The organism is Terrimonas ginsenosidimutans, assembly GCF_022012415.1.
Classification (GTDB): domain Bacteria; phylum Bacteroidota; class Bacteroidia; order Chitinophagales; family Chitinophagaceae; genus Terrimonas_A; species Terrimonas_A ginsenosidimutans.
The window spans coordinates 87,833-110,016 of sequence record NZ_JAKLTR010000017.1; the positions used below are offsets into that span (position 1 = coordinate 87,833).

16 protein-coding genes and 1 tRNA gene are annotated in these 22,184 nt (G+C 44.7%); 8 read left to right on the forward strand and 9 right to left on the reverse strand.

The window, feature by feature from the left end; translation table 11 throughout:
- Positions 1-105: 105 nt before the first annotated feature.
- The 7 genes from LZZ85_RS22425 to LZZ85_RS22455 form a co-directional block, all read right to left on the reverse strand.
- On the reverse strand, positions 106-846 hold the full coding sequence (locus LZZ85_RS22425; protein ID WP_237875606.1) for a DNA-formamidopyrimidine glycosylase family protein: 741 nt from the start codon (positions 844-846) through the stop codon (positions 106-108).
- Positions 847-882: 36 nt separating this feature from the next.
- Positions 883-1,623: a LytR/AlgR family response regulator transcription factor gene (locus LZZ85_RS22430; RefSeq protein ID WP_237875607.1), complete on the reverse strand. Its 741-nt coding sequence runs from the start codon at positions 1,621-1,623 to the stop codon at positions 883-885.
- Between the two features lie 2 nt (positions 1,624-1,625).
- Positions 1,626-3,323 (reverse strand): sensor histidine kinase, encoded by a 1,698-nt coding sequence (locus LZZ85_RS22435; protein ID WP_237875608.1) that lies wholly within the window; start codon positions 3,321-3,323, stop codon positions 1,626-1,628.
- A 1-nt stretch (position 3,324) separates the two neighbouring features.
- Positions 3,325-4,572 (reverse strand): transglutaminase-like domain-containing protein, encoded by a 1,248-nt coding sequence (locus LZZ85_RS22440; protein ID WP_237875609.1) that lies wholly within the window; start codon positions 4,570-4,572, stop codon positions 3,325-3,327.
- Positions 4,573-4,726: 154 nt separating this feature from the next.
- Positions 4,727-6,457 carry a CocE/NonD family hydrolase gene (locus LZZ85_RS22445; RefSeq protein ID WP_237875610.1) on the reverse strand — a complete coding sequence of 577 codons (1,731 nt, stop codon included), beginning with the start codon at positions 6,455-6,457 and terminating at the stop codon, positions 4,727-4,729.
- Positions 6,458-6,552: 95 nt separating this feature from the next.
- Positions 6,553-7,260, reverse strand: coding sequence for a LytR/AlgR family response regulator transcription factor (locus LZZ85_RS22450; protein WP_237875611.1), 708 nt, complete (start codon positions 7,258-7,260; stop codon positions 6,553-6,555).
- Positions 7,257-8,315 carry a sensor histidine kinase gene (locus LZZ85_RS22455; RefSeq protein ID WP_237875612.1) on the reverse strand — a complete coding sequence of 353 codons (1,059 nt, stop codon included), beginning with the start codon at positions 8,313-8,315 and terminating at the stop codon, positions 7,257-7,259. Before LZZ85_RS22455 ends, LZZ85_RS22450 begins: the two co-directional genes overlap by 4 nt.
- A gap of 721 nt (positions 8,316-9,036) precedes the next feature.
- On the opposite strand from LZZ85_RS22455, the gene LZZ85_RS22460 reads away from it, so the two are divergent.
- The 3 genes from LZZ85_RS22460 to LZZ85_RS22470 all read left to right on the forward strand — a co-directional run bounded on the left by LZZ85_RS22460 (position 9,037) and on the right by LZZ85_RS22470 (position 12,765).
- Positions 9,037-11,406, forward strand: a complete 2,370-nt coding sequence (locus LZZ85_RS22460) for an ABC transporter permease (protein ID WP_237875613.1) — start codon at positions 9,037-9,039, stop codon at positions 11,404-11,406.
- Between the two features lie 166 nt (positions 11,407-11,572).
- Positions 11,573-12,346: a hypothetical protein gene (locus LZZ85_RS22465; RefSeq protein ID WP_237875614.1), complete on the forward strand. Its 774-nt coding sequence runs from the start codon at positions 11,573-11,575 to the stop codon at positions 12,344-12,346.
- Between the two features lie 50 nt (positions 12,347-12,396).
- Positions 12,397-12,765 carry a DUF1801 domain-containing protein gene (locus tag LZZ85_RS22470; protein WP_237875615.1) on the forward strand — a complete coding sequence of 123 codons (369 nt, stop codon included), beginning with the start codon at positions 12,397-12,399 and terminating at the stop codon, positions 12,763-12,765.
- Between the two features lie 14 nt (positions 12,766-12,779).
- Here the strand turns inward: LZZ85_RS22470 and LZZ85_RS22475 are convergent, their stop codons facing one another.
- Together LZZ85_RS22475 and LZZ85_RS22480 are read right to left on the reverse strand one after the other, a co-directional pair.
- A complete protein-coding gene (locus tag LZZ85_RS22475) occupies positions 12,780-13,340 on the reverse strand; it encodes a hypothetical protein (RefSeq protein ID WP_237875616.1) in 561 nt (186 codons plus the stop codon).
- Between the two features lie 2 nt (positions 13,341-13,342).
- Entirely contained in the window at positions 13,343-14,596 is a 1,254-nt protein-coding gene (locus LZZ85_RS22480) for an LVIVD repeat-containing protein (RefSeq protein WP_237875617.1), read from the reverse strand.
- 151 nt (positions 14,597-14,747) lie between these two features.
- Between LZZ85_RS22480 and LZZ85_RS22485 the strand changes: the two genes are divergently transcribed.
- The 5 genes from LZZ85_RS22485 (at position 14,748) to LZZ85_RS22505 (ending at position 22,168) form a co-directional block, all read left to right on the forward strand.
- The gene (locus LZZ85_RS22485; RefSeq protein ID WP_237875618.1) at positions 14,748-16,193 is read left to right on the forward strand and encodes a hypothetical protein; all 1,446 of its coding nucleotides are present in this window, start codon (positions 14,748-14,750) and stop codon (positions 16,191-16,193) included.
- A gap of 223 nt (positions 16,194-16,416) precedes the next feature.
- Positions 16,417-17,508, forward strand: a complete 1,092-nt coding sequence (locus tag LZZ85_RS22490) for a helix-turn-helix domain-containing protein (protein ID WP_237875619.1) — start codon at positions 16,417-16,419, stop codon at positions 17,506-17,508.
- Positions 17,509-17,572: 64 nt separating this feature from the next.
- Positions 17,573-18,694 carry a DUF4932 domain-containing protein gene (locus LZZ85_RS22495; protein WP_237875620.1) on the forward strand — a complete coding sequence of 374 codons (1,122 nt, stop codon included), beginning with the start codon at positions 17,573-17,575 and terminating at the stop codon, positions 18,692-18,694.
- 149 nt (positions 18,695-18,843) lie between these two features.
- A tRNA-Arg gene (locus tag LZZ85_RS22500) sits at positions 18,844-18,917 on the forward strand.
- An 899-nt stretch (positions 18,918-19,816) separates the two neighbouring features.
- Positions 19,817-22,168 carry an ABC transporter permease gene (locus LZZ85_RS22505; RefSeq protein ID WP_237875621.1) on the forward strand — a complete coding sequence of 784 codons (2,352 nt, stop codon included), beginning with the start codon at positions 19,817-19,819 and terminating at the stop codon, positions 22,166-22,168.
- Positions 22,169-22,184: the final 16 nt, after the last annotated feature.

Below are 22,184 nucleotides of genomic sequence, written 5' to 3' on the forward strand. Positions count from 1 at the left end.
AACAGATGCCATTCTTGGTTTGTTCAGCTACTGCGAATATTATACAGGGAAATGTTTAACGAAAGCTAGTATTGAGATATTAACGGGAGATTGGTGGGAATTTTCTTACACATATTTTTCCTGGCAATTCTTGCAGAAGAAAGTCCTTCTCCGGGTTTTCCCGCAGTATTTTTTTTGTACAGCGAGATCACATCGGGGACATTTCTTTTTCCGTATGATCTGCCAGTGCTTTTTCAGCGTACCCTCGCGCTTCCACGCCAGAAAATCGTAGCAGTACTGTTTAGCTTCACGGATCAGCAGGGTGAATGTTTGGGGAGGAATGGCACCTAATGTCGACTCGGGATGCAGGAAGATCCGGAAGAGAACTTCATTTTTGACAATATTACCCGACCCCGAAAAGATCTGCTGATCAAGCAAGGCATCGCAAACAAGGGTCTCCGGAATCTTTTTCAGTTTCGCACGTGCAGCACGCGGAGCCCATTTTTTGCTCAGGAGATCGGCATTCCAGTCATAAGTTGTTTCCCAACCAGGCTCCATCTCTTTTACAGAACAAGTGTAGAAATAAAGAGTACCGGTATTGAAATGAAGTTCAAGTTTTACCGACCGCTTCAGGCGTATCCGCTCATTGATGCTATAAGAACCAAACATCAGCAAATGGATCCTGATAGTGATTTTGCCGCTGAACAGGAGAAAGAGTTGCTTTCCCCAGGTCCTGATCTCGAGAAGCTGCCGCCCTTCCAGTTGCTGAACATCGATTGCGGCGTTGCCTCCGGCAGCCATTACCTTCTTGCGGCGGAATTGCAGTATATCTTCTTTCAATAAGACAAGGGATGGGCCTTCAGGCATTGTTTTTTCCGAAACGGTACAAACTATACGCCACATTCATTGCGAAAGCGAACGAAGAACTTCTTCTTTCTTTGATCTGGATACGGGTACCAATGATCCATCTTCAAGCAAAAGAGTTCCACCATCTTCTTTCAGCAAACTTTTAATATATATGCGATTGACAAGATGCGACTGATGCGGCCGGAGAAAGCCATACCCTTCAAGCATTTCTTCAAACTCGTAAATAGGTTTTGAAACGATCAGCTTTTCACCGTCTTTCAGAAAAAAACTGGTATAGTTATTCGATGACTCACATCGGATGATCGCTCTGGTATTTACAAAGCGCGTCTCTTTTAACGTAGCGAGAGCAATCCGATGTTCATCCTTTTTCTGATGAAGCAATTGCAGCAGGTTCTCCAATTGCTGATTTTGCTTTTTTTGCCTGCCCCTGCTCTCCGCACGATCCACTGCAGCCCGCAGTTCTTCAATATTGACCGGTTTCAACAAATAATCGACTGCTGCAAATCTTACCGCCTGTATAGCAAAATGATCATAGGCGGTTACAAAGATCACCTCAAATGAATAATCATCAAGCTCGCGAAGGAGATCGAATCCTGTTTTTTGAGGCATTTGTATATCAAGAAACAAAAGATCAGGTTTTTGCTCATGAATGATCTTTTTACCCTCAGCAGCATTTATTGCAGCGCCGACTATCTGCACGGATGGACAATAAGCGTTTAACAGTTGCCGTAGATTATCCAGGTTATTCTTTTCATCATCTATTAAGACGGTCTTCATCTTTATGTCAGCCAATTTTTAAATAAAAGTTGAATCGTAGTACCTTGTTGTAATTCGCTGTCTATATTGAGTGAGATCTTTTGATCAGGCATCATTTCATTCAGCAGGCCAATGCGATCTTTTGTCAACTTCAGACCAAACCCCGTTGACGATTGGGCCACATCAAATCCGCTTCCATTGTCGTGTATACTCACAAGCAGACTTTGTTCCTGCTTCGTAAACCTGAGTTCAATTTTACCTTTATCCATGCCCGAAATCCCGTGCTTCACAGAATTTTCTATCAATGGCTGAAGCAACAATGATGGCAATTCAATTGCTGCCGCATTGATCCGGTCATCCAGAAAAATACTGTAGGCAAAGTTAAACCTTAATTGTTCGAGTTTCATATAAGTTTCCAGCGTATGCAATTCTCTTTCCAACGGAACAAGTTCCCTGTTACTGTCTGTCAATGCTGAGCGGATCAGCACTCCGAAGTCAGACAGGTAACGATTCGCCGCTTCGATCTTGTTATTGTTGATCAACCCCTGGATTGACGAAAGCGCATTGAACATAAAGTGTGGGTTAAACTGCGAGTGGATACTTTTCAAGCCTAGTTGAAGCTGCTCCTTCTTTGCCTGCTCGGCCGCTGTCTTTTTCTTCTGGCGCTTTAACTTCCACCAGAGGAAAAATGAAAACGTAAATCCAGCGATCAGAATGACGCCAATTATCTTTACGATCAACATTTGATACCACGCTGGTCTTATTTCGAATGAATATGACGAAACCTTTTGCGGCTGAGCTGCATAGTTCATTTGCAAAGAATATTGCCCGGGAGGCAAGCTTCTTAGCGAGATCAGGTTATTGGCATTATCATTAAAGCCAGGTTTTCTGTATACCCTGCCATCCCTGATCAGGGTATATGTCAAGGCTTCTTTCTTATAGACATCTGCACTTAATACGAAGGTCAGATTATTCTCATCCGGAGCAAGAGATAGATTTTTCGGAAGAAAATTAGAACTGTCTATCTGATCAGGAGTATACCTGCCCTGCCATTTTTCGGGCGTAGCCGCTAGTGCAGGAATATCAAAAGGTTTCTTTGCCTTGAGCAACAGCTCGTTTAACTCTGCCGAGGTAAAGATGTTTATTATCTGGGGCGCTGCCGGTTTCCAGTACACAACGCTTGCTGCGGTAAGCCTTGTTTCATTTTTTTTCCGCAACTCAACAACAAGGTATTGATCCCAGTCAGCATGAAATCCACCAAGAAAAGCAAATCCTTTGGGAAAATCATTCAGCCCGAAATCATCGTCAACAAATTGATCAATTTCACTCCATGGCTTTAATTGAATGCTATCATTTATCAGAACCCTGAACTCATACTGATGTGCGTTGGGTCTGAAGATACCTGGAACAAGAAAATATACATCCCCCTCGCTATATGTGAACAGTTTCCGGTAGCCATCTCCAAGATTCGAGCGGAAACGAAATGCCGAGCCAGAAAAATCCATATCGAGAGCGCTTTGGTCATGCATATTCCAAATGCCATTATATGGAATGGCTGTCACAAGCACGGGGTCACGCTTTGCATCACTACCAAGATAAGAGGTAGAGTAATTATTCCAGTCGACATCAGAAAACTTAACAGTAGTATCAGCCCATTTCACCTGCGCAGCCAGGTTCAATACCCCGATCAGACTAAAAGAAACGATCAGTATTTTTTTCATATTATGGGATTTGGAAAAATGTATCCGGGTTATTGGTATTGTAATATATATATGTCGTACCACTTTGCGAACCTGTTCGCTGCGTTTTATCCGGTGTTTGCCTGAAATAGTCCAGCGGATTTAACTGAATGTACTCAATCGTTTTCCCCGCAGCCGCTGTTTCGATATCATAAGCACTGCTAACCGGGCACTGCAATATGTAGAGATTTTTGGCCATATAGTGATAAAGATAATTTTCTTTCGTGGTGCTTTGCCGGTGATTCCAGTTGGCCGTTGGATTGAGGATCAGCTGGCGACCTTCGATAATAGATCGCCTTACTTCAGCAATTCCCAATACCTCTCCCTTTTCATTCATAACATACGCGTCATTTGTCGGATCGGCCCAAATCCATTTCTTTGCCAATGGTAAATAGACCATATTGATCACATGACAGTCTGGGTCTGTACCCAGACTGTCCTTCGGCAAACATGTCACCATCCTCGACTTAAATCCAACTGCCAGGCAAGCTTCATTGAATACGGTTGCGAGACCACGACAATTAAGTCCCCGGTCGTCTTTCTTGCAAACCGCGATCATGCTCATTGCATTCTTTACCACCGGGTTTTCATGATTACCGTCGTGCGGGATCAGCTCATGTACCCAGTGAAGGAGGTTCAACACTTTTGATAGCTCGTTGCCGGAGCCCGCAACGGAATCGAGATTAAATGCTTTTTGTAATGCAATCAGTTCTGGTGCAGATGCAGATTGATACGTAAATGCAGGTAATGGACGCCGATCGCCATGGTTATAGGCACCGGCTTTCTTCAAAATATAGAGATAGTCCCCGGTCTCGCGCAGGGGCCTTATCATTGAAACATATCTCGGCTCGGCCCGCAGACCATCCAGGTCTTTATCTGCCTGAATATGCTGATAATTCGAATAACCCTGTTGTATCGATTTTTCCAGGTAATCCAATGCCTGCTGTTTTTTACCAAGCAGCGCATACGTACAGGATAAATTATACAATGCATTGATGGAATAGTTGGAGAACTTCCTCTTTTCTTCATTTGTAAGATCACTGAACTTTGCGTTCCACTCATCCAGTAATGTGTGATATTTTTCCAGATCGCGGGATTCATAGGCCTTATTAAAAAGCCCGCTTTGTTTTTCAGCAAATTGCCTGAACACCGTATTTTCCTGTTGTGCATGGATGCAAATGCCTGCGACCAGCAGCATTGCGAGGATTGGTAACTTTAAGATCATTTTCATTTGTTGTGCTTGAATTTTATTCTACGCACAAATATCAACCAAATACAGCTGTCTGAGATCCCCGGTGTGAATAACGTAATTCCGGATGTGAATCCGGAAAACAAAAATGCCTGCGGCTAACAAAACCGCAGGCAGGATCCGGAAGAACAACGCATTATTTGAACACAGGCAGGCTGATATAGCTGTCAGGCAACCATTTTATCCGTAATGGTTCACCGGCATCTTTTATCGTTTCCGAACTCACGTCGCCACCTGTACCATAATTTATCTGCTCAAAAGCGCTTTTATTTACGTTCAGGACAACAGCAATCCGGCTACCCTTCCGGAGCATACGGCTTGTCATATAACTATTGCTGAATGGAATGCTTTCCTTTTTCCCGGGTTTGAGCAGGGTCCTTTTATGAATATCCTTAGCATAGCTGGCTCTGCCCATAAAATATGACAGCAGAAAATAGCTGCTATCGGGCAGGATCTCAAAAAGTGCAAGACTGAAATCCATATCTTTTTTGTTGATGATCGCTTTTATTTCACCGGTAAAGCGGCCGCTTACTTCTGTATCATCCTGCAGCGGATCACTAATGAGAAGAATGCCATTGTTTATATTGAGATGATCGTAGACAACCTGGTTAAAATAATAGTAACTGTTTACAGAAGTCCTGTCATTAAAATCAATCTGCAGCTCTAACGGTTTGGCCTTCCCGGCCTGCTTTAAGCTCAGCTTTCCTTCACCCTGATCGGCTGAGGTGATATATAGCTTTAGTGCTTTATTATACATCTTATCAAGACTTGCCGCGTGTTTCCATTCGTTGGTTCCCATGACCTGGTAATTCACTTTGTTTTTCAGAAATGACGGCTTTGGACTTCCTTTAAAAATATGATCGAACCATTCATAAGTGATCCCATGGATTGAAATATTTGCAACGGGATCTATTCGATACCCGCTATAGATCGAATCGGGTTTCCCCTGCGAACCAAAATGGCCATATGGACCGATGATCAGGTAATGATCTGCGTTGGGCTTGTATTTCAAATGTTCACGATAGTAGTACATCTCTCCTATCTGACCGCCGTCATAATAGCCAGTTGTACTCAGTATGGGAATATCGATGTTGGCAAATTCGTGTTGATATGGAACCATCGATTGCCAGTATGCGTCGTAAGTAGGATGATCCAGCCAACGATGAAATACTTTCGTTCCCGGCCGGCCAATAACAGTATCCAGGCTTCGGTAACTCGCTCCTTGTGAAAACCATTTGCGATAGCCCTCTTCCCATTGCGAACCTCTGTAATCATCCTCATCAAGAAACTTATTGTTCGACACATAATATATCCACGGAAAAATAAAGCTCATCGAAACATTGTTTGTCATCGGCACATCAAGTCCCGGTGCGACGGATGCAGACGTTACGATCGTTTTCAAAGCCGGATGCAACTTCTTTGTAGCAGCCCATTGTGTGAAACCATTATAACTTCCACCCCGCATGCCTACCTGTTTATTACTCCAGGGCTGCTGAGTGATCCATTCGATCACATCATAGCAATCCCTGCCTTCATATTCATACGGCGCTACCTCGTCATCACTGTATCGCTTGCCGCGCGAATAGGCCATCATCCCGATATAACCATGATCGGCCGCATCTTTCATCTTCAATATATCGGTTTGTCTTGCGTAGATCGTAAACTGAAGTATTGTCGCCTGCGGGGTGCTCATATCTTTCTTCCTGACAACCCACGCAGAAACAGATGCTCCATCCGCTGTTCTGATCAGGATACTGTCCGTTACAAGGTATTCAGGGTTGGATTTAAGCTCTTCCACAACAGATTGCGCGTTTACAGACACAGAGATAAGCAGGCATACCCATGCCTGGATGAACATTTTTTTCATGTACATAGTGTTAATTGAAATATACAGGAAGCCGGTTCAGGTGCCGGCAGGGTAATACTATATCCATCCTGAAGCAGAAATAGCATTTCCTGTTATTATATCATGTTTTTATTCTTGAAAACAGATGATTGTCGCCCAGAGACCTCTATTGTTTGTCCCGAACCGATCGAAACTTCCAGCTTTCCTTTCGGAAGAGGCTTGATCTCCTTGATGAAATTGGTGTTGATGATCGCAGCTCTGCCTGCACGGAAAAACACATCGGGGTCCAGGATCTTCTCCAGTTGATTAAGCGATCGCTTCAAACAATATTTCCTCCCGGTGGTATATATCATCGAATAATTACCGGATGATTCCACCAGGCATATATCCATTATTTTGATCCAGAACATTCTTTCTCCTTCCCGGATGAATACATGCCGCCGTTCTGCCTGGCTGGTGGTTTCATTCATTCTTGCCTGTATCTTTTCGATGGCGAGCTGAAACCGCTCTTTCCTGACCGGCTTTACCAGGTAGTCAAGCGCATTCAATTCAAAGGCTTTCACCGCATATTGATCATAGGCCGTGGTGAAAATAACTTCCGGGGCCTGATCCAGTGATTCAAGCAGATCAAGACCGGAACGTTCCGGCATATGTATATCGAGAAAAATAAGATCTGGTCCTGCCGCGATGATCAACTGTTCCGCTTCATCAGCATCTGCGGCTTCACCAACTACTTCAATAAACGGATATTCCTGCAGGTGAAGCTTTATCTCGTCCCTGGCCAGTCTCTCATCATCTATGATCAGTGTACGAAGCTTCTTCATTTGATCGGGATTTTTATGGTAGCAGAGACGGTATCATCACCGGCCTCCTTTAATTCAAAACTGGCTTTCCCGTTAAATTGAAGTGCCAGTCTTTCCTCCAAATTATTAAGGCCAAGGCCGAGCCTGCTTACGTTACTCAGCTTTCCCGAATTAGACACCCTGGTTTTTAAGAAGCCGTTTTCTTCTGTTACCGAGATCGTGATCTTCCCCCCTTCCTTTCTTTTTGTAATTCCGTGCTTGATCGCATTTTCGACCAAGGCCTGTATGCTTAAGGGCGGGACAAGTGTTAGTAGTAGGTTATGATCTATCTCGATGCTCGTTTCCAACCGCCTTTCAAACCTGATCCTTTCCAGTTCCAGATAGTCATTGATCAGGGCCATTTCTTCTTTTAAAGGGATAAGCATTCCATCCCGCTTGTATAAGGCTGTCCGCAGCAATTCCGATAGCAGATCAATTGCTCGTCTTGCAGCATGCGGGTCTTCCAGCACCAGCGCTTTGATATTGTTCAATGAATTAAAAAAGAAGTGTGGATTCAGTTGCGAAGAAAGGTTATCCAATTGAGCATCTTTTGCGATCAGGGCCAATCGAGCCGATTCTCTGGTGGCCTTCAATTCTCTCTGCGCATAATGATAGAGATAATAGGCAAGGATCCATATCGCCATCAGCCTTACGCCGGTCACAAGCGTCACCAGCCACTGAGAATTGAAATAGTGCTGGAACGTTATCGCAAATCCATCTTCAAATGTGTACCTGATCAGAAATGTTTTCCCGATGGTGAGGATCATGAACGCGGCGCCCAGCAAGGCCGTTGCCGGCACTATGCGCAACAACAGTGGCCGCGGCTGAAGCTGGTGCCATTTGTAATGTTTTGATATGCTCCTGAATAAATGGGTAACAGCGATATACATCAGCAGGTCCGCAAGGAAATGAATGATCGCCAGCAATATGCTGAAATTAGTACCTGTATATCCCGCCAATCCCCAGTAAAGCGAAGCCGCTGACCACCCGATCAGCTGACACCTCCAGTAAAGTGAAATATTGCGTCTGTCCAGCATTCTTTTTGTTGTTCGTTGAACAAACCAACGACATCTTAGGCGGATGAAAAAATCAAAGTACAGGAACGCGTGATCAGGGGTGATGAGCGCAGGGAAGCCACCGGTCCTGGAGTGAATGCTATAATCCGGCGGGACATCGAAGTCCCGTTTACAATTCCATATCGTTTAGTTGAGAGATCGTCCTATAGTAGCTCGATGGCCGATGACCGAGTGCCGCATTTAGATGGAAGCTATTGCTGCTAATTGGTAAAGGGTATCGACACTAATAAGTATATGTATTTTCGGCCAACGGCCATCGGTCATCGGTCATCGAATGAACTTTCGGAAAAAGCCCTAACTAAAGACATTGGTTTACAATTTACCCGTTGGAAATGCTCTTTTACAACGGCTCTGCCTGCCCGGAACTGGTAGATGTGCCGTCGAAAAAGGCGTACTGCCCGCTGGCGCTTATCATAAGAAAACCGATAAGCACCTGGAGCTGCGCCGGGATAAACCAACGTGTTCAAAAGAACGCGCGCCGAACTTTGCGAAGGAGGCTCTTTCTTCCAAAACCGTCCGCCAACGAACAATATTTGTAGCATTTCCGTACACTTTCACCCAACGCACACTCTAACTGCATGACAATCAAACGCTTTCACAACTGGCATATACTTGGTTCGCAATCCGGGCATCCTTTACTAAAACTCAGAAGAACGAAAGTTCTCCGTCAAAACACAAGCCCATGTTCAGGAATTACCTAAAGATCGCAATAAGGAATATCGTCCGACACAAGGCATTTTCCATGATCAATATTGCAGGACTCACGATCGGTATGACCTGCAGTATTTTCATTTTTCTCTGGGTCAGAAATGAACTGAGTTATGACCGCTTCCATCAGAACAGTGATCAGCTTTTCAGAGTTGTGTGCACCGTTGGGCAATTCAAGGCAGCTGTAACGCCATATCCCGTAGCACAGGAGCTACAGGCGAAAGCCCCGGGCGTAAAACGGATCATACGTTTCACCAGTTCAAACCCCATTGTATTCCAGGTAGAAGACAAACGGTTTGAAGAACCACATGGCTACTATGTTGATTCCACTTTTTTACAGGCATTTTCTTTCCGGCTGGTTAAGGGCGACCGGAGTACGGCACTTAGCCGCACAGATGGGATCCTGATCACGGAATCAATGGCAAAGAAATATTTCGGCAGCGAAAATCCGATTGGCAAAATGTTGCGAAAGGATAAAAATGCGAATGTGCTGGTAACAGGTGTACTGGCCGATATCCCTTCGAATTCGCATCTTCAGTTTGATTATATCATGCCTTTTTCGGCAATCGCACAGTCCAACAGCGACATAAAAAATTATGTATGGGATAACTTCAACTTCTACAGTTATGTTCAACTGGAAGACAATATCGCCGCCAGCGATGCTGCGATATTGAAAGTAACCCAACAGGCTGACGAACTATACAAAAAACAGATCCCTGAAGAATTGCTTAAAGTGGATTTTGCACTCCAGCCTCTTTCACAGATCCATTTGCATTCAGATTACCAGGCCGATGTTTCCGGTCACGGTAGTTATCTCTATGTCAAGATCTTTTTCATTGTCGCCATTTTTATACTGGTCGTTGCCTGTATCAATTTCATGAATCTGTCCACAGCCAGATCTGCACGACGTGCAAAGGAAGTGGGTCTGCGCAAGGTGGTCGGGGCTGTCCGCGGGCAGCTGATCGGTCAGTTCCTTGGCGAATCGATCATGATCTCTTTTATGTCTCTCTTACTGGCTATACTGCTGGTATGGTTATTATTACCAGCATTTAATCTGCTTGCAGGAAAAGAGCTCGGGATCTCATTATTCGACGTAAAACTGCTCCTCACTTTAATTGGTATAGCCCTGGTAACGGGGCTTGTTGCCGGCAGCTACCCTGCCCTGTTCCTTTCAGGTTTCAGACCGGTAAAAGTACTCAAAGGGAACGTCAGGAAAATGGGAGGAAATCTTGCGTTCAGGAATACACTTGTGGTGTTGCAGTTTGTTGTTTCCATCGTATTGCTTGCAGGAACAGTAGTTGTTTTTAAGCAAATGCGCTTTATCAAAAATATGAACCTCGGTTTCGAAAGATCGAACCTGTTATATATGCCGATTGCCGGAGATCTTGCAAACATGCAGGATGCCCTGCGCGGCGAATTGAAGAGTAATACGCTTACCAGCAATTTCACTATCACCAATGCCGTTCCTGCAAACCATACCAGCGGAACGATCAACGTTCAATGGGAGGGAAAGGAACCGGGCAACCAGACTATTTTCCCGAATATGAATGTGAATGAAGATTTCTTCAGGGTCTTCCGGATGAAGATGGCGAGTGGACGTGAATTCTCTTCCAATTTCAAAGGAGATTCCAGCAATTATATAATTAATGAGACAGCTGCGCGGGCAATGAATATGACCCCGGAAAGCGCTGTAGGAAAACCACTGGAAATGTGGGGTACAAAAGGAATGATCGTTGGTGTGGTAAAGGATTTCAATTTCAAAACACTTCAGCATAAGATCGATCCGATGATTCTGCGCTTTCAGCCGGGACATCTTGCCATCGTCCGGACACAACCCGGCCAGGCGGAAGCAACGATCAAAGCAATGGAGAAGATTAATACCAAACTGAATCCTGCTTATCCGTTTTCCTATGGATTTGTTGACCAGGAGATCGATAAAGCCTATAAAGGCGATCACCAAATGGGAAGCCTGTTCAATGTCTTTGCGATCCTTGCAATTTTAATTTCGTGTATGGGGCTTTATGGATTATCCGCATTCATGGCGGAACAGCGAACAAAAGAGATCGGTGTACGGAAAGTATTGGGCGCTTCCGTAGGCAAACTGGTGTATCTGCTTTCATTAAGCTTCACCCGTCTGATCCTGATCGCAACGCTGATCGCCATCCCACTTGCGTGGTGGGCGGTCAACAACTGGCTCGAAGGCTTTGCCTACAGAACCTCCGTCAGCTGGGTCATCTTCGCGCTCTCAGCGCTGGCGGCACTCATTATCGCATGGCTGACCGTTGGTTATGAATCTATAAAAGCCGCTATTGCAAACCCTGTAAAATCATTAAGATCAGAATAGTTTTTTTTATTTCTCATGTGTATGTATCCACCGCTTTATTCTTATCGCGGTGGATTTTTTTTGGAGAGCACATTTTCATCAATTGAACAACTAAAAACCACAACTCGGCCACTGCCAGGTAGATCATACTGCCTAGCTATCCTACATTAGCGGCCAAATGCCTCTCATGCCAAAACCTATCCTGAGATTTCCGTTCCTGCTAAACTACAGCACCCTATTCCTGCTTTTGCTGATGTTTATAATCATCCGTTGTAAAAAAGAGCGTTCCCCTGTAAAAGAAGATAATTCGATCTCCATTCATTTCTCTCCATCAACCATCTCATTCGATCGGGTTGACTCTGCTGTCGTAATACTGACGAAAGGCGCGTCTTTGATCAGACGAAACATGATCAGGGACAACCGCCTGCTGAAAGCGGATCTCAATGATCTTGAAAAAGGCGAATGGACGACGGAGATCAGGATCTACGCACGGATCCTGAATGATAACTATCAAAGGAGGTATGATCTTACGCAAAATATCGGCATCGTCGAAAATGGAAAAGGGATCCGTTTATCAGCCGCTACGGGCCTGTTTAACGACCAATGGAAACCCCGTGTTATTGTTGCAACAAATGACCACTCGGTTGTGCTGACTGCAGCATTGGATCCCAATGACCCATATACTGACATGGTGATAAGTAACGATAAATGGGACTATGTATACGTTGACCGCACCGCCTTATATAAGGCCGATAACGGTGAGCAACGAACCGATGGCGGTAACTGGGAATGCGACGGGGATTGCTACACGGACGGGAACTTCCAATTTGAACAGCATGCATTTCTCGGATTTTCCCAGCGCATGGCCAATAAGAACTGGTTGCGTTCCGAGGTATTTGGCCTGGTAATGAACCAGCAAACGGGAGAAGAACTGAACCTTTATTATCTTTTTAATAGATAAGCCGGTGAACTGCATATCACCTGCTGTACCTTTGAGACAATAACGGTGATATGAATTCAAAGCTGGAAAATTATTATCTGAGCAAGCCTGAACCCTATCAGGGATGTCTGCTCGCACTTCGTGATATCATTTTAAAAGCACATCCCGGTATCGAACAAGAGCGAAAATTCCAGATCCCCTTTTTTTCCTATAAAGGAATGAAGCTGGGTTATATCTGGCTTGATCATAAAAAGTTGATGATCGGATTCTGCACCGACAAACGACTGCTAAAGTTTCCGGAAAACACAAAGCCCAAAGACCAGTATGAATCATTCCGGATTGACCCGGCAGAGGATATCCCACATGAAATAATACAAACAAAGATCCGTCAGTATATCAAAGCTATAAACGCGAATGGAGCGGGAATGGCCGGCCTATAAGCACTCCATTCGCGTTACAAAGCAAGGCCAAGCTTGAACGCCCAGCGATGCAACTCGTAATTTATGTACTCATACGTATCTGCACACGGCGGATTGGGGCAATTACCACTCAGGGTCTGCTTAATGCGCATGCCCTTATATGAATAATACACACCAAGCAATATCCCCTGCCCCTTCTTCATGCTCTCTTCCTGGAAGCGATATACGAAACCCGCCTCACCAAAAGGACGCGCTGGATAATTTGCCTTTACAGCAGTCCGCAACATTTCACTTTTCTTCTCCAGAGGAAACGACATTCCAGCATTGATCGTAAAGAGCAGGTTATTTGAAGAAGGAAACAGGTATTTTGAACCGGATAAAAACACCGGCAGTGAAAGAAGTTCGTATCTGTCAAGCCCTGTTCCTGCTCCGGCGAACCACGAGCCTTTTTCCAAACCATGAATGGTTGTCAATTGCTGACCGGTCCTCTCTCCGGCCAGAAAAGCAAAATAATTATACGAGCGATACAGTTTTTTCTGACCTGCGCAAAACAAACTGTTGATCAGAAACGTGACCAGTAATAGTTTTCTCAACATGTCTATTTCTTTTGAATGCGGCTGAGCAACCTGATATCTGAAAGATTTGAATAATCATATTGCAGAATCCCTTCTTTTGCACTTACGATCAGTTTACCATTCATTGGTATTACATCAAAAGGTTCAATGTTTGAAATCGATTTCTTTAATGAAATATCTGCAGGGTTAGATACATCATAGAGCTTTAGCCCTGCAGTACCATCACAGATCCAAAGCAGGTTGCCATCCTTTGCAAGCCCATATGGGTTTTTCATAGGATAGGTCTTAACAAGCTTCGGTGCGGCAAGATTTGCTACATCGAGTATTTCGAGCCGGCTCTCTGTAATATCCCCACAGAAGTTGCCAGCCCTCAGTGTCACATAAGCATGCACTCCATCTGTAACAACAGGATCGCAGGATCTTACATGCGGGAAAGATCCGGTATACTTTGGTGTTTCCGCTACAGAGATATCATAGATATACATGGCCCTGTTTGAACCGATAAATAGTTTATCCTTGAAAGGGAATATCGTTTCAATACCAGATCCGATTGAAATATCTTTTTTGTAGGAAGGGGTAGATGGAGTGGCAACGTCAATAACTTTTAGACTGTAAAGCCCGACAGCGTACATATAATTGTTCACGATAGCAAAGCGGGCCATTGATCCGGCGATGCCCACCGTTGCCCCGCTGGAAGATGCATTTGCAAAGGTTGCAAAGTTGTCAAACACGATACCACATCTCGTGCATATCTCAGGCGATTCATACGCTACTGTTGTATCCTTTCTTGTCCAGCCAACAATGTAGCGTGATGTATCAGGCGTAAAATACCAGCCGTTGCTGCCAATATAATTTCTCTCGGGAAACAGGTTTGAAGTCAATTTTGTAACCTTGGCCTGCAATGGATTTGAAATATCCAATGCGATCATGTCCGAATATATATCCGCATACAGGATATTTCCTTTCACCGCAATGTCCACGTTGCCCGGAATATTTATAAACGATTTCGAAACCGGTGCTTCCGGATTGCTGTTATCGATAATATGCACCCCCTCGTTGATCTCATTAACGAAAAGATAATTGCCATAAACATAGATCTTACCCGCATTTTGCACAGAACGACCAGCCAATGGCTTCACGACATCTGCCAACACCACGCTTTTCTCCTTATACACTGGGGTAAAAATAGTATACGTTCGGGTTACCTTGTCTTTCAAACAGCCTGCCAGCAGGAATACAGGCAGTAAGGGAAGCAATAGTCTGGTGATCGGTTTCATGACGTAGTTTTCATACGCTGACAACACATTGTTAAAAACCATTGCATCAGTTTTAAAAAAAAGTTACTGTTTGCTGATCCAATTTGACCATTCACACAATTTAGTTGACGATATACGACAATCTTCGTACGTTTGCAGCCAATCAAATAATATGAAATTTTTATTGCTCCCGCTGGTGTTGTTGTTAGCCTCGGCCCATGTTTCCTTTTCACAGTCCATTGTTCGTTTTAAGTCAAGCAAACCTTATGCGGTATTAAGTTTTGTCGAAACCGCAAGCGGCCAGGAGGTTCATTCTTCTACTTTTAAACGATACATAGATACTTCTGCTTTGAAAAATGATACGGCTTTCAGTTCGTTGCTCAATGATTTTGGAAGGATCAATCTTTCCTATAATTACAGCCGTGAAGAGTACCCCGCAGGTCGCCGTCAGACCCGCTCAACATACGATCTGCTGATCATCGCAGCCGTAAGAAGCAATTCGCTCCGTGAATTTCAGGAAAATTCAATTGGAATACTTTCAAACAACGCACATCAGCAGCTTTTCAGGGTACTTGAAAAAGCGGAGCCTTACTACGACAGGTTTGTATGGGCGGGTTCTGAAAGATCTGTAAAAGATCAGATCATCGGCCTGAAGAAATACGAAGCAAAAGCAAATGAAATGTTCCGCGCGTTCCGCCATCTCTACAATTCCACCTGGCCTGACGCCATCCCCTTTGATGTTTCTGTATTTCCCATTCCGGCAGTATCAGGAAACACTTCCGCCACACCGCATGCAAACAGCCTTTGCGTTGCTGTTCTTACAGGCAATAAAGACCTCCCAGGCACCATGGGTGTTACACTGCATGAGATCTGCCATGTGTTGTATGATGAACAATCAGGAGGGTTCCAGCATGAACTTGATGCCATGTTCAAAACAAGCAGATCACCTTTCGCGGCAATCACCTACGGCTTCTTTGACGAAGCGATGGCTACAGCTCTCGGCAATGGATATGCCTACAAACATTTTACCGGCCAGATAGATACAACATCCTGGTATAATAATCCGTATATAGATGGATTTGCCCATGCGATCTATCCATTAGTGGAAGACTATCTCGCAAAGAAGAAAACGATAGACAGCAGTTTTGTTGCACAGTCCATTGAGTTGTTCGGAAAAGCGTACCCTCGCTCTCTCTCTGATTATTCCATTCTCCTGAATAATATGTTCCTGTATGCAGACGCCGAGGCCAGCCAGGATCGCGCCCGTTTGAAAAAAATAATTGGAAAATACTTTAGTTCATCTCGCTATAATTTCTCCAGTCCTGTTCTGCATGAATACAGCATTGGGTATATAAAGAAAAGCAAAGCTACCCAACTGATCATTGTTGATCAAAACCAGGATTCCACTATCAGTGAACTGAAGAAAACGCTGCCGGAACTAGAGGCACTGTTAAAAGATCAGCGATCACCGAATTATGTTGTATCATTTTTTGATAACACAAAAAGGCCCGTTGTGCTTATAAGAGTGACCAGTGAAGCATTTCTTGATAAAGCATTCAGCCTGTTGAAACAGAAACAGTACGTGGATCCGGCAACACCGCTTTTTATTGTAGAATAAGCTTGTCTCGTATTATATACTCCTCTAAACAGCCAGGCGGAGTTTCCCGCTGATAGACGCAGGTTCGTGCGAAGAAGTGCAGATACGCAAATAGTTCGGTTGATCGTCTGCCATCTGCGCTTCTTCGCACGAACCTGCGTGCATCAGGAGGACCATATGCCTGCAATTATAAGTATCCCGGTGCAGCAAAGGGCAATTGCATTGAACCTATTATATTTGTTCCATGCAAGACTGGAAATCCTACTGGTTTCTCCTCGCTGGCGGTCAGGGCCTTTTGCTCACCATCGGTTTAGCCGCGAGATCCAAGCGAAACAATGGCGTACTTATTTATCTCGCAATTCTGATCGGCATCCTGTCTATTGAATTGCTGACGAACTTTGCTGTCAGTATCAATTATCCAAATCATGCCGACGCATTCCCATTCTGGCTGCTCGGATCTTATCTCTTCATTCCTCCTTCACTATATAGCCTTGCAAGAAATTCAATAGGGATCAAGCCGCTGACACTACAGCAGTCGACCCTGCTTTTTATCCCCGCATTTATCGAGGTGTTTGCGGAGACTGTGGTCTTCTTCTTCCGGTCGGCAGGCACCAGTGTCCCTGATCTTCAAAAAAACATTCCCTGGTTTGCTTTTACTGAGATCGTTCCCGTGACCGCCACATTGATCATTCTTGGCTGGTGGACCATCCGGCTCTGGCGTAAACCTTTTTCAACGAAGATTTACAGTGGAAAACGACTGATATTTTCTGCCGCGCTCATTCCTTTGGCCTTACCGTTTTATTATCTCCTGCTTGGCATTCTCTGGCTATCTGATGCATTTTTCGGATGGAGGTTTTCAGATCTGCTCGCTCAATTACTGGCGGGATCTATGTTGCTGCTTGGATATCTGGTGCTCTTAAGATCGGGACTTTTCGACCGCCTTTCTCTTGTGTCCGTCTCCACTCCCGCCGCGCCGCCCGCTGCCTGGGCGTATGACGACCGTCAAACGGTGGAACGTCTTCTGCAACTGATGGAACAGCAAAAGATGTTTATTCAGTCACGCCTGTCGGTGGATGATCTTGCAACAGCCCTGAACATCCCACGACGCTACCTCACACATATCCTGGCAACGCAGCTGAATACGACGGCGATCGCCTTCATCAACAAATACCGCGTGGAGGACCTGCTCCGGAAAATGAAAGACGACGAACTTCAATCAAAAACAATCCTCGCACTGGCAATGGAATCCGGGTTCAGTTCAAAGTCGACCTTTAACCAGGTTTTCAAAAATCATACGGGTATGACACCCTCTGAATACCTGAAAAACAAGTGTTGAAACCTGTTTTCGCACCAGTCTGACAGGATCCGCACCCCAGACACGGATAATTTCGGGTAAAAAAATGAAGACGATCCTTTTATCAGCAACCTGCCTCCTATGCCTTAAAATTGCTGCACAGCTGCCTCCTGTTGATACATCCGGCGAGATCCATATCCGGTTTGATCACAATACAGAATTTGCCGGGTTCATATTTTTTATAGGATCAATGGCTGATGATGCGCTGGCGCCCGGCGCGAAAATGAATAATGGTCAGTTGAAGAAGGACTGGTTCCGGTATGATATCGCACTCACAGAAAAATACCACGCTTTCCGTGATGATGCAGATCTGAAAACCGCCGCCGGCTTTATGGAGAATCTCCAGTCCACCGATATCTTTCCCTTATTGATGAATGTAGCTCCGTTTCCGGCGGCAGCTATGCACAACGGTATCAGCTATCGCTCGATCGAAGAATTCGCTCCCGGCAGGGATAGCCTTGAAGCGGCACGTCAGGCATCCATTTTTCTCAACGCACTTAACAGTGTCTTTAAAAAGATGTCTTTTGAGAAATACTACGTTGATGCGGCAGCGTATTATCAGCAAACGCTTAAAGAGATCAGGTCGGCATTACCGCCAAAAGGATCGATCGCCGCAATGGAGCAGTTTTATGGTAAACGCTTTACGGAATATACAATAATGCCCAGCCTTACCATCCCTTCCGGAATGGCATTCGGATTAAAATTAAATCGCGCAGACGGAACCGCTGTATTCAATTTATTCGGCCCGTTCGCAGTACAGCAGATCAACCGAAACACCCCGATCAGCCTGGGTTATAACAATCCGCAGCATATTCTCGAGCTAAGTGTACATGAGTTCGGACATTCTTTCGCTAATCCTGTTGTCGCCGCATTACCCGACTCACTGATCCTTTCCTCCAGGTCACATTTTGAACCTATTCGGGAAGCAATGGATAAGCAGGGTTATACCACCTGGAAAAGCTGCGTCACCGAGCATTTTGTGCGTGCCGGGGAAGTAATGATCGCGGAAAGAATGGGTAGAACAAATGCTGCGAATGATCTGCTGAAAAACTATACAGAAAACAGGAAATTTATTTACCTGCCGGTGATCATTGAAGCCATCGAATCTGCATTGAAGGAAGGAAAAACATATAAAGATGCCGTGAGAATTGCTGCGGAAAGATTATGATCAACCGTTATGAGTATCATTGAGTAAGCAGGATTTGCATCGCCGGTCCTGATCATGACCGGCGATGCATTTTTTTTGAAAAAAACTTTCACTTTTTTTGCCAATCTTTTTGCAGTGAATCTATTTTCCTTTACTTTTGCCGTCCGTTTGGCTGCGTAGCTCAACTGAATAGAGCATCTGACTACGGATCAGAAGGTTTCAGGTTTGAATCCTGACGCGGTCACACTAAAAGGCTTCACAGAAATGTGAAGCTTTTTTAATGCTCATACCTTCACTGAATACAGCTCCTGATCAATACTGCCACTTTACGGAAATATCGGATCAAGCGTAAAAGTTGTGGGATGGTTGTTTAAATGTTTAATGGTTTAAAAGTTTAAAGTTTTTGCTTTTGTTTCGGTCCCTCGCCTGATGTAATCAGGCTTGCCGGTATTCTGCAAACGGGTTATTATCACTTGTCCACTTACAAGTTTTTAAGAAGCGATATAGCTCCTTAGATACGACATTCTGGCACGCGAAGCCAGCTGTTGTGTTGACTGATGAGAATCATTCAGGGTCAAATTCTACGTGTTTTTGCAATGCTTGTTGGTCGTCGTTAGTCCGTCTCTTGGTCGTCCTTTGGCCGTCCAAAGTTTGACGGGATTTTAGGCAGTGAAAAATGGTGACAAGCTGACACGCTGAGGGTGATAAATCTTTTGAGCGACTGGCCTGGGTTCCCTTCTCCGCTTCGCTACGGTGGAAGGGCCGCCAGAAGTTTATGCGAGCGATGCTCATCCGGAACATTTCGACCCAGGCCATTTTGTAGATCACCCCCCAACTTTTCAACTTGATCCCTCTTTTCCCCCAACCTTTGTTCCTGATCCGAAATATCCAGCCGGGCATTGTTCTTTCTAAAATTCATCCGTAATACATACGATCCTGTCACAAAACCGGGCACATATTGTACCGAAACCGGACATCCATCCAATCGTCCCGGACTTAACAGGAAGGTTATCAATCTTTAATTTACTGGCATATATTTAACTGTATTCTCCTGCATATATTTTTAATAGAGAAGCTATTGGAAATTATTCCCCCGATACCCGGATATGATGATGCTTCACCAAACCAATCAATAACTCATCTATGTTCCGCACAAACCTCAAGATTGCCTGGAGAAACCTTTTAAAAGACAAACAATTTGCATTGATAAATGTGTTTGGACTGGCAACGGGACTGACCTGCGCCATTCTGATTTTTTTATGGATAGATGATGAGCTGAAATACGACAAATTCTTTAACAGCGATGAGCGGCTTTATCAGTTGATGGAATTCAAAGCAGGCGATGAGAGTACTGCCTCTGCGCAGTCATCGGGACTGCTGGCAGATGCGGTCGCAAAGCAGGTACGGGGAGTTGACTACGCAGCAGCAGTTGCGCCTCCGGACTGGTTTCCCCAATACACGCTCTCCGCTGACGAAAAAAATATTAAAGCCACCGGCCAATATGCAGGAAAAGATTATTTCAATATTTTCTCTTTCAAACTTATCGAAGGAAATAAAAGCCAGGTCCTCGAAAATAAAAACTCGATCGTTATCTCTGACGAACTTGCCCAAAAGCTTTTTGGGCAAACAACCAATGTAACCGGGCGCCCTGTTCGTTTCGACCAGGATACCACCTTCTTTGTTTCCGGAGTCTTTGAGAAAGTGCCGGCACAGTCTTCACAGCAATTTGATTTCGTTTTACCGTTTGATTATTTCAAAAGTATAAAAGAATGGGTAAATCTGTGGGATCATTCAGGCCCTCTCTGTTACGTGCTGCTCAATCGCAATACAGATATACAAATATTCAACAGGAATGTCGCAGATATAATCACACGCAGTACGGGGAATGCCTCAAGAAAAGTGCTCGCAACCCGGTTTTCTGATGCCTATCTGTATGGCCTGAATTCAGGAAAAGCCGGCGATAGCGGCAAGATCGGCTACGTGAAGCTGTTTTCTTTACTGGCACTCTTCATTCTGAGTGTGGCATGTATCAACTTCATGAACCTTAGCACTGCTAAAGCATCCAGGCGTCTAAAGGAAATTGGAATAAAGAAGGTGGTCGGCGCACGAAGACCGCAACTGATCTTTCAGTTTCTTACAGAATCACTGCTGTTAACACTGCTTGCGGCTGCATTTGCCTTGTTTTTCGTTTCCCTGCTGATCCCGGCATTTAATCAGATCACCGGCAAGCAGATCTCTTTTCATTTAACACCAGACCTCCTGCTCTCATTCATATTAATTATCGTCGCCACCGGCTTGCTCGCAGGATGCTACCCGGCATTATACCTTTCAAAATTCAACCCGCTTAATGTCTTAAAAGGAAAAATAGGAAGCTCGGTCGGCGAAGTGCTTTCCAGGAAAGGTCTTGTCGTTTTTCAATTTACTTTATCGACAGTTTTGATCGTCGCAGTAATGGTGATCTACCAGCAAATACAATTTATTCAATCGAAAGATACAGGTTATAATAAAAACAATATCGTCCGGTTCTCCGCAGAAGGTGCCATCAAGGGGAAAGAGACTGTTTTTATTGAAGCGCTCAAAAAGATCGGCGGAGTCATTAACGCCAGCTCAACTTACCACAAAATCGTGGGGCGTGGATATAATCATTCCGGGATGGAGTGGGCAGGAAAAGAGCCTCAGCCGGAGATCTTCTTTGACGCATTTGAGGTGGATTATGATTTTGTGGAGACGATGGGTATGCAACTTTCAGAAGGAAGAACTTTTTCAAAAAAATTCGGTAATGATTCCTCAAACATTGTCCTGAATGAAACGGCTGTTAAAAGGATGGGGCTGAAAGATCCCGTCGGGAAAACCATTCGCCGTTTTGGCAAGGATGTACAGATCATCGGAGTAGTGAAAGATTTTCATTTTGAGTCATTACATGAGCCGATCAAGCCGGCTTACCTGTTCTTATACGGAGGGAATACAATTATCGCCAGCGTAGAGACAGGTAAGATGCAGGAGGCGATCAGGTCCATGGAGGAGTTGTATACCAAATTCAATCCGGGTTTTCCGTTTACCTATAGCCTGCTGGACGAGGCATTTCAAAAACAGTATGAGTCAGAATCACGCGTATCCGCTCTTTCCAGGTACTTTGCGGGGCTGGCCATTATCATCTCCTGCCTTGGTCTTTTTGGTCTGGCGGCTTTCTCCGCTCAAAAAAGAAGAAAGGAGATCGGTGTACGCAAAGTCGTGGGAGCCTCCGTAGCAAATATTACGGCCATGCTATCGACCGACTTCCTCCGGCTGATCCTTATTTCATTGATCATTGCTTTTCCTTTGTCCTGGTGGATCATGAGCACCTGGCTTCAAAACTTTGCATATCGCATAACTATCAATCCCTACATATTCATCATTGCAGGCATATCTATTATTATGCTGACGCTATTCACCGTTACTTTTCAATCGGTGAAAGCGGCAATGACCAATCCGGTCAAAAGCCTGCGGTCGGAATAGGGCGAATATTTATGAG